Source organism: Micromonospora wenchangensis (assembly GCF_002210435.1).
GTDB lineage: Bacteria > Actinomycetota > Actinomycetes > Mycobacteriales > Micromonosporaceae > Micromonospora > Micromonospora wenchangensis.
Window position 1 is genome coordinate 1 of record NZ_MZMV01000135.1, and the last position, 3,775, is coordinate 3,775.

The following is a 3,775-nucleotide window of genomic DNA, read 5'->3' on the forward strand; positions in this document are numbered from 1 at the left end:
CGCGGAGCCGGCGGGACGGCTCAGCGCGCCGCCCGGCCGGCGGCGGCCCGCGCGCCCGGGGCGTCGGCGGGACGGCGGGGCCCCGGTGGCCGACCCGTACCGGCGGCGGACAGCACCCGGTCGAGCACCCCGGCGAGGGCGGCGTTCACCTCGTCCGGGCGCTCCATCATCAGCATGTGCCCGGCACCGGGGCAGACGGTCAGCTCGGTGGCCGGCAGCGCCGCCGCGATCGACTCCGCGCACGGCGGCGGGGTCAGCCGGTCCCGGTCCCCGACCAGCGCCGCCGCCGGCAGGTGCGCCAACGCGGTCAGGGTGGCCAGCCGGTGCTGGGCCCCGATCGAGGCGCGGAAACCCCCGATCGAGCGCAGCGAGGCGCGGGCCACCGCCGAGGTGACCAGCCGGATGTCCGCGCCGGAGCAGCGGTCACCGAAGAGCATCCACCTGATGCTCGGGGCCAGGGCGCGCAGCAGCGGGCGGGGCGGCCGCCACGAACCGCACCGGGCCAGCACCCCCGCCCCGGTGGTCTCGGCGAGCCGGATCAGCCGGGCGATCCGTGGCGACAGCCCGTACACCGTGTGCGTGTGGCCCTCGGCCGTGGTGGAGACGAAGACGAGTCCGGCCGTACGGGCGGCGAAGTGGGACGGGTGCCGGTGGGCGTATTCCATCACGGTCATCCCGCCCATCGAGTGCCCGACGAGCACCACCGGCCCGGCCGGGGCGACCTCGTCCAGCACCGCCGCGAGGTCGTCGCCGAGCTGGGCCAGGGTCGCCGTGCGCAGCGCCATGCAGCTGGACCGGCCGTGCCCCCGGGCGTCGTAGGCGACCACCCGGACCCGGTCGCCGAAGCGGCTGCGCAGGTCGGCGAGCTGCCGGTGCCAGGCCCGGCCGTCGAGCGTCCAGCCGTGCAGCAGGACCACGGTCACCTCGGCCCCGACCGGGCCGGTCACCTCGACGTGCAGGCGTACCCCGTCGGGCAGCCGCAACTCCCGCTGATCCGGCATCGCCACCTCCCAGGCACCCGGGACACATTCACCGGCGTAACCCGGCGGTAACACCGGCTACCCGACATCAGACCACGCCAACCGTGTCGGTGAGAAGATTCCCGACCCGCCCGCACGCGGCCGGGCCGGCGGTCAGTCTGGAGCCATGCCGCCTGCGCCCACCGGGGCCGCCCGGACCCCCGGTCAGCCGCCCGTCGACGCCGGGCCGTCCCGGGCCGCCCGCACCCCCCGGGCGGCGCTGGCCGAGCTGCTCGCCGGCAACCGGCGCTTCGTCAGCGGCCGGCCGGTCCACGGGCACGACGTGACCGCCGCCGCTGCCGTGGCCTCCGGCGACCAGCAGCCGTACGCGGTGCTGCTCGGCTGCATCGACTCACGGGTGCCGCTGGAGGCGATCTTCGACCAGACCTTCGGGTCGATCTGCGTGATCCGCACCGGGGGCCACGTGCTCGACCGGGCCGTGCGGGGCTCGATCGAGTACGTGGTGGCGCAGCTCGGGGTGACCCTGGTGATGGTGCTGGGGCACGAACGGTGCGGCGCGGTCGCCGCGACGGTGGACAGCGTGCGGACGGGCCGGCGGCCGGATGGTGACCTGGGCTACCTGGTCGAGCGGATCACCCCGGCGGTGACCGGGGCGGGGCCGCACGACCCGGCCGTCCACCCGCTGGCCGTACGCCGGCACGTGCGCGGTACGGTGCGGGCGCTGCGCGCCGACGACATGCTGTCCGGCCCGGTCGCGGCGGGTGGGGTGGACGTCGTCGGCGCCCTGTACGACCTGGACACCGGCGAGGTCACCGTGCTCGACGACGGGGCCTGACCCGGCGGGCGCAGACGTGGCGGGCGCAGACGCGGAACCGCCCGCCGGGGTGACCCGACGGGCGGTTCCGGTCGTGCGCGGGTGAGGGCTCAGCCCTCGAAGACGCCGGCCTCGACGAGACGCTTCTCGGTCTTGTCCCACCCGTGGTCGGGGTGGGTGGCGGCGAGGTTGCTGATCTCGGCGCGGATCTTGGCGGCGTGACCGGCGGTGGCCAGCGTCCGGATCTCCTCGACGAAGGCGTCGGAGTCGGTACGCAGGTGGGCGGTCTTGCCGTTGGTCAGGTTCCGCACGTAGGCGTGCTTGCCGCCGTTGAGCGGGATGAGGTACTTGAACTCGCCCAGCACGCTGAGGGCGCCACCCTGGCCAGCCTGGCCGGCCCGGACTGACGCGCGCGCGGTCTTCGAGGTGTTGCTCGCCACGGAGATGCTCCTTGCAAGACGTACGGGAGGACGGGGAACGTCCGGGGGCTGTAGCGGGTGACGGCCGAATGGTCGTCTGACGCTCGATGGTCGTCGAACGCCCGGGTGGGTCGTCGGCCCGCGAAGTGGTGCGACGGCACAGAACCGCCCAGAGAAATATACACGACCACGGTGCCTGGCAGCTCACCGTGCCCGTCGGAGTGCACAACCCGGGTCACCGGTCCGGGTATTTCCCGCCGGCGAATTTTCCGATTCCCTGGCGCACCATCCGTCACAGCAGTCATCATGTGTGGCAACAGCCACTCGGGTGTCGAGGTCGTAGGGGAAGACGCACCTCGCCCTCCGGGAGGTCACCGTGCCAACGCGTGGCGTCGTATACGTCCACTCGACCCCGCTCGCCGTGTGCTCACACGTCGAGTGGGCGATCGCGCGCGTCCTCGCCGCGCCGGTCAACCTGCACTGGACGGCTCAGCCCGTCGATCCCGGCGCGCGCCGGGCCGAGTGCGGATGGACCGGTCGGCCGGGGACGGGTGCCGAGCTGGCTGCTGCCCTGAGGCAGTGGCCCATGATCCGTTTCGAGGTGACCGAGGAACCCAGTACCGGCGCGGACGGCGAACGCTTCATGCACGTGCCCGGCCGGGGCCTGTTCCGGGCCGCGGTGGGCGCGGCCGGCGACATCCAGCTCGGCGAGGACCGGCTGCGCAGCATCATGGCGTCGGTACGCCCGGAGGCCCTGGCGCACGCCCTGGACAAGGCGATGGGCACCGCCTGGGACGCCGAGCTGGAGCCCTACCGGTACGCCGGGGACGGCGCGCCGGTGACCCTGCTCACCCGGGTCGGCTGACCGCGGCCCCGCCGCTCACCCCCGCGGGCGTCCCTCGGCAGTCGCGGTGCCTCCTCGGGCGCTGCACCGACGCCGGTCTCCATGACCCTGCCCTCCCGAAGCACGGTCCCGCAGAGAGCTCTATGCCTGTCCGTCATAAATATGACGGACAGGCATAGAGCTCTCGGAGAAGTTGTCCCGCACCCGAGGCACACGCCGGGTCGGGCCCGGGTGAATCCGCTCACCCGGACCGGCCGCGTCCCGCCCGGGAAACGCCCGGGAGCCGGACACCCGGCCGGGGACGGGCACGCCGCACCCACCGCCTGACCTGGCCGGGTTGCCGCTGATCTCCGGCGCGGGTTGGATGGGCCGGGTGCCGATCTCCCCGCGACGTGCCGGCGTCGCCGTCACCGCCCTGACCGCGCTGCTCGCCTCCGGATGTGCGGGGGAGGGGCAGGCTCCCGCGCCGGTCCGCCCCGAAGCCACCCCGACGGCCACGGCGACCGCCGCCGACGACCCGGCCGGCCGGGCCGCCGCGCTGGCCGGCACGCTCGGCGACGAGGACCTGGTGGGCCAGGTGCTGATGCCGTACGCGTACGGCAGCTCGGCGACGACGGTGACCCCCGGTTCGGCCGCCGGCAACCAGGCCCTCGCCGGGGTCGACACCCCGGCCGAGATGATCGCGAAGTACCGGCTCGGCGGGCTGATCCTGGTCGGG

General features: G+C 74.7%; 4 protein-coding genes and 1 pseudogene. 3 read left to right on the top strand and 2 right to left on the bottom strand.

Translation table 11 applies throughout. From position 1 onward, the window contains the following. Positions 1-20 precede the first annotated feature (20 nt). Complete coding sequence (locus B5D80_RS32515; protein ID WP_088647743.1) at positions 21-1,001, bottom strand: alpha/beta fold hydrolase; 981 nt, start codon at positions 999-1,001, stop codon at positions 21-23. Positions 1,002-1,146: 145 nt separating this feature from the next. Between B5D80_RS32515 and B5D80_RS32520 the strand changes: the two genes are divergently transcribed. Then, positions 1,147-1,815 (top strand): carbonic anhydrase, encoded by a 669-nt coding sequence (locus tag B5D80_RS32520; protein WP_088647744.1) that lies wholly within the window; start codon positions 1,147-1,149, stop codon positions 1,813-1,815. An 89-nt stretch (positions 1,816-1,904) separates the two neighbouring features. Here B5D80_RS32520 and B5D80_RS32525 read toward each other — a convergent pair whose 3' ends face one another. Continuing rightward, on the bottom strand, positions 1,905-2,234 hold the full coding sequence (locus B5D80_RS32525) for a hypothetical protein (protein WP_088647745.1): 330 nt from the start codon (positions 2,232-2,234) through the stop codon (positions 1,905-1,907). A 355-nt stretch (positions 2,235-2,589) separates the two neighbouring features. Between B5D80_RS32525 and B5D80_RS32530 the strand changes: the two genes are divergently transcribed. Beyond that, positions 2,590-3,078 (top strand): DUF3145 domain-containing protein, encoded by a 489-nt coding sequence (locus tag B5D80_RS32530; RefSeq protein ID WP_088647746.1) that lies wholly within the window; start codon positions 2,590-2,592, stop codon positions 3,076-3,078. 343 nt (positions 3,079-3,421) lie between these two features. Then, a pseudogene (locus tag B5D80_RS32535) lies at positions 3,422-3,775 on the top strand (glycoside hydrolase family 3); the annotation flags it as partial.

Bases quoted from the DNA above. Each gene is read 5' to 3' on its own strand.
- B5D80_RS32515 (WP_088647743.1), bottom strand. From the start codon at position 1,001: ATGCCGGATCAGCGGGAGTTGCGGCTGCCCGACGGGGTACGCCTGCAC.
- B5D80_RS32520 (WP_088647744.1), top strand. From the start codon at position 1,147: ATGCCGCCTGCGCCCACCGGGGCCGCCCGGACCCCCGGTCAGCCGCCC.